The organism is Verrucomicrobium sp. BvORR106, from assembly GCF_000739655.1.
GTDB lineage: Bacteria > Verrucomicrobiota > Verrucomicrobiia > Verrucomicrobiales > Verrucomicrobiaceae > Verrucomicrobium.
Map to the genome: position 1 here is coordinate 1 of NZ_BATR01000071.1, position 5,442 is coordinate 5,442.

A 5,442-nucleotide genomic window follows, 5' to 3' on the forward strand; every position below is an offset into this window, starting at 1 on the left:
CTTCGGGAGTTGGAAGATGCCAAGGGCGATCTCAGCCAAGAGGTGCTCACGGCAGCCACGTTGCTGCCGCGTCTGCCACGGCGGTCGTTTGACTTCCACAAGGGGCAGGCGGGTCGCGTGGGCTTGATCGCCGGTTCGCGTGGTTATCTCGGTGCGGCCATCCTGACGGCGGAAGGGGCCCTGCGGGGCGGAGCTGGCTTGGTGACGCTCTATGTGAAGGAGGATGTGTATCCCTTGATCGCAGTCAAAGCCCCGGTGGAGGTCATGGTGAAATGCGTGGCCGACTATCACGAGGTGCTGGAGCAGAAGCACGACTGTCTCGGCATCGGCCCAGGCTTGGGGCATGCCAATGAGGTCGAGGTTCTAGAGGTCATCTGCCGGGCTCCATGCCCGGTGGTGCTGGACGCGGATGCGCTCAACATGCTTGCCCGCACCGGACTGGCAGCGCTCCATGAACGCCGCGCACCCAGCCTGTTGACTCCTCATCCCGGCGAGATGGCCCGCCTTGTGGAAGCCATGCCCGGCTGGTCTCCCCAAGGTCGCGTCCAGACCGCCCGGGAGTTCGTGGAGAAGTTTCCTGCAACCACCCTCCTGCTCAAAGGCTCCCGCACCGTCATCGCCGCCCAGGATCATCCCACCGCCTACAACACCACCGGCACACCCGGCATGGCCAGCGGCGGCATGGGCGATGTTCTCACCGGCCTCTGTGCCGCGTTGATCGGGCAGGGGACAACGGTGTGCGATGCCGCATGCTTGGGCGCTTGGCTGTCGGGGCGCGCGGCAGAGGTGGCGATTGCGACGGGTGCAGCGTCAGAGGAGACGCTGGTGGCCAGTGATGTATTGCTGCATCTGGCGGCAGCGTTTGGGGAGGTGATTGGGGGCTTGAGAAAGGCGTAGCATCTTGCAGCCATCACCGCTATGGAGTTCCAGTTAGCCTTGGGATTCAGGGGTGGATTCGTGAGTGGGCGTACCGGCATCGCGCCAAAACTCCATGAAGGTCTGGTAGTCACTTTTGGTGATACCTGATATCCCCATTCTGACACTGCTGTCTTGAATGACCATCAGTCTGCCTTAAGAGGAAGCCGAATTCCGCGACCAAACAGGCAAGCAACATCACGGGCTCCACAGGGGTGTCCATACTTGCCTTTTTAGCTTCGGTCAATTGGGGCAACAATGTCTTATTGAGAAGGAGGCAGGAGCCCGGTATCGAATTGTTCGATTTGACAACTTGCTATTGAATGAAGCACACACCTGCGATTGCTAACAAAATAGCAGGTATAGTTCCGATCCAACAAATATAGGTCAGAATGCTAGAATACGTATCCCGCCTCAATTTAGGATGCAATGTAATAATTTTCGCATACAATCGTCCAACCTCTCTAAAGCCGTAGGGGGTGAGTCCCCCAACCGGTAAACCTTCCGAGCTAGCCCAAGCTCGATCCTTGGACCAAATGTGATCCAGCAGCATTCTCTGAGAAACGTTGCTAATCAGGAATGCAATTCCAGCGATGACCAGAAGTATCTCGTGAATTTTCATCACTCGGAATATGTCACACCCCCTCCAGCGAATGCACCATCACCACTTCCTAAAATGATGTCAAATGCAAATCCGGCCGAAGAATAGTTGAGCGATGCGTAGCCTCCAAGAACGTAGCCCCCTCCGATCGACCCACCAATACCCAATCCCTTGGAGGATCCCCATGACCAATGATAGCCAGCCACAACTCCGGCCCCTGCTCCCGGTCCGGTGGAAAATGTACTGCTGCCATCGTCGTTGAGTTGCGCGCCCCAAATCATTACCGATACCGCGACGGCCATCGGCGCAGCAGGCACCACGGGTGGCAACTGCGCCAAATGATAGTCCATCGCATTTTTATAGCACTCAGCAGCGGCAGTGTTGCCTGCATTGCGTTCCCTCTCCCAACCTGGAATCAATGAGCCAACAAGGCCGCTAGGGGTGTTAGGTACGGCCTTGCCGCCCGACGGATTTCTGGCCCCAATTTCACCATCAGTTGCCTCTGCCCAATTCAGCGTAGGAAACGATCGTAGATAGTCAAAAGTCGTTTGATCAAACAGGCCATAAGTATCCCTGCTGCTTGCAAATTGATTGCTTACGTACTGATAAAGATTCGCCCCACCTAGCTCATGGATGGGGTCCTCAGACAACCATCGTACCAACTTTGGATCATAACAACGGAATGGCGCGAGCAACATTCCTCCACTCCAATGCTTCAAGTGACCCGTGAAACCACGATCGATAGCGACACCCCCGAAGGCTCCTCCATTTTCCGCTCCAGTCACTAAATAGTCGCATTTACCAATAGTAGCGTCAGTGACGCGATACCATGCAGAAGCTGTATTTAGATGATCTTTCAAATATACCACCTCATCACCAGCATGTTCTTCTCCCGGACCAAAATAGGTTGCCGATATGACATCGCTGGTGCTATCACGTTTTTGGACGAGCTCTAATCCATTCCAAATGTAGCTCCACTGGCTGAGCACCACCCAGGAGGTGCCGTTGTGCTCCTTTTCCACCTGACGCACCCGGCGACCATAACCGTCATAACCAAATTCACTGCGTTTTACCCCAAAAGCGGCAGTGGCGGCGCTCTGTACAGACAGGAGCTGGTTCTTCGCATCCCACTCCAGCTTGCGGGTTACTGTCCCGCTGCCGTCGCGCTGCTCCAACACATTGCCATTGACATCATAGTCCACTTCCTGGTCAACCCCTGCCGAAACCGTCACCGTGTAGTTGCTGGTCTTGACGTTGTTGTTGGCGTCGGTCGCCTCCACCGCAATCGCGTTGCTCCCGGCCGACATGCTCATTTCCTTCTGGAACTGCCAGGGACCTGATGGCCCCAGCTTGGTGACCATCGCAGCGTTCCCGTTGACCTTCACTTGGGCCGCCTCATTGGTTGTGCCTTCCACACTCGTCTTGCCGGGGCCACCCAGTGAAGTCAATTGGTTGCGGACTTCGGTCGTTCGGATCTGCAGTGTTCCTGAACCAACCGCTGGCAAGTTCACCGTGGAGCTAATATTGCCTGCAGGATCATAGTGCCAAGTTTCCTTTTTTTGAGGTACACTGTCGAGACTCTCCTCCAGTTCGCTGAGCTGATCTGCCTGATCGTGTCGAAAGACCCAGGAGGTCAGGTTGGCGCTCGCATTGGTGCGGTCCCAGGTCTTGAGGTTGCCTGTGAGCTCATAGGTGTAGTCGTGCTTTTGCACGGTGCTGGAACCCTGCCGGTGGTGAATCGTTTGCAATCTCAGAGCGTTGGCTCCTGCGTTGGCTGGGTAGCGGGTGTAAATGGTGTTAAACCCGCCAGGCAATTCCACCTGGTCAGGCAGGGCGCTTAGGTTGCCGACGTTGAAGGTGCTGGTGAACGTGCCCAGATTGCTAACCAGTTGCGAGGTTCTACCCAGGGTGTCCAGTGTTGCCTCCTCGGACCGGGTCACGGTGACGCCATCGTCGGCCACGATTTCGTTCTTCGTTCGGCGGCTCTGCCAGTCGTATGTATAACGCAGTGTGTCGTTGATCCCCGGGCCATTAATGGTGGCTACGGCTCCGCTGCCATTGAGGGAGCCTGTGTTGGAGACATAGGCATAGCTGGTGGTGCCAAACTGGTCTGCCATGGAGGTAGGCCGACCGGCGAAGTCGCTAGCGCCGAAAGTCACATCCGCCACGGTAGCATCCGTGTAGTCCTTCTTCTGGACTGTGCCATCGAGATGATGCCGAACCGTGAGTGTAGTGGTGGCATTGAGTGCGTCTTGGGGGTAGGCCACGGTGGCCTGTCGACCGCTCAACGGTTGGTAGGTATAGAGGTACTTGTTACCATCCGACAGCAGCTTCTCCACCACCCGCCCCTGAACGTCACGTTTCCAGGTGGTAACTTTGCCCATGGGGTCGATGAGCTTGCTCAGGCTGCCGCACTTGCACCAGTCATACTGGGTCAGACGCAGCAGTGGATCCAGCTCCAACAGGAGCTGTCGTTGCTGGTTGTAGCGCATGCGTGTCCAACGGCCCGCGCGGTCTTTGCTGGCCCAGAGGCTCAGCGTCTGTTTGGCGCCATCCGTGTAGACAAGCTGCTCCGTGGTGGCATCAGGATGCGTAACAAGGGTGATTCGGTCCAGGCTGTCATAGTCATAGGTCAGCGCGTAACTTTCCGAGTTTGTAACTGTACGAACGCGTTTGGTGCTGTCGTAAGTCAGGCTCTGAAGAGTAACAAAAGCCAGCGGATTGGACGGCGAGGTGTGCTCAATTCTGATCAGATAACCATAGGCATCGGACGTGCCGTCCAGATTGGCATCATAGATGTACTTCGTTGTCTCGGAGTTTCCTCCCTTGGAAACCGTCACTTCTGTCACTTGTCCTTTGTCATTGTAGCTCACCTGCGTTTGCAAACCTGCGGCATCTGTGAGAATTTCGGGTAGATGGGTCGGTTGCCCCCCGATGGTCTTGTACTGGGAGATGACCAGCAGCGTCTCCCAGCTCACCCCGTTCTTGACTTTCACGTACTGAAGGTCCTGTTTGTTGGGGTAGTACTCATACTTCAGCTCGCGCCCCATGGGATCTGTGCTGCCAGTGAGCAGGCCCAGATCATTGTAGGTAGCTTGTTCCATGCTCCATACCGTGGTGCCGGTGGTGCTCTCCACCGCCCGCACCGTCTTGGAAGGAACGCTCACGTCGCCCACGGCATGGGAGGAGGTCTGGTTGGGATAGTTGAACCAGATGCGTCCTTCCAGCGGTTGCTTGATGCTGCCGATCACTCCGGTGATGGTGTCACTGGTGCTGGTGAGCCAGTTGTAGATGAGGCACTTGCTGTAATCCCCCGGCCAGTTCTTCATCTGCTGGCGGTTCCAGTGGAAGGTGTTGCGGTAAAACAGGTTGTCGTTCTTGGGCAGGAAGGGGACGCTGGTGCCGTTGACATTGACACTGCTGGGGGCCTGGGGACTGGCCACGTAATTGTCGGGCAGGGCGAGGTCATTGCGCTCCACGCGTTCACGGTCTCCCGCGGCGTCTTTGGACTCGATCCAGCGTCCGGTCTCGCTGTTGATGCCGGGCATCTCCCCGTGACTGAACTCCGTGGGGCCATAAGGGGTGGTGACACGGTTGATGAAGTCCCCGGTGCCATAGCTGAACTGGGAGGTGATGCCGATGGGGTCAATGATCCTCTCCAGCTGGCCGGTGGCGGTGTATTTGAACTTGGCGAAGCGGGAGAACGGATCGGTGACCTTGCGGATCTTCGTGGTGTCGCCGCTGACGTTGTCTCCCACGTCGGGTGTGTAACTGATCGTCGTGGCCTGGCCGAGGGCGTCAAGGAGGGTGGTCAGGCGCAGGGAGCCGTCATACTGGAGGGTGAGAGTGTTGCCGACCTTGTCGATGATCTGGGTGAGGAGGTACTTGGTGGGGGTGACGGCATCGGCCTGTTTGAAGAGCCGCTT

Annotated in this window: 2 protein-coding genes; one reads left to right on the plus strand and one right to left on the minus strand. The window is 56.9% G+C overall.

Going from position 1 to position 5,442, the window contains the following annotated elements:
• Positions 1–897 (plus strand): NAD(P)H-hydrate dehydratase (locus tag BV106_RS10975; protein ID WP_081891661.1); only part of this gene is annotated, 897 nt, incomplete at its 5' end.
• A 639-nt stretch (positions 898–1,536) separates the two neighbouring features.
• Here the strand turns inward: BV106_RS10975 and BV106_RS10985 are convergent.
• Positions 1,537–5,442 (minus strand): RHS repeat-associated core domain-containing protein (locus BV106_RS10985; protein ID WP_038164417.1); only part of this gene is annotated, 3,906 nt, incomplete at its 5' end.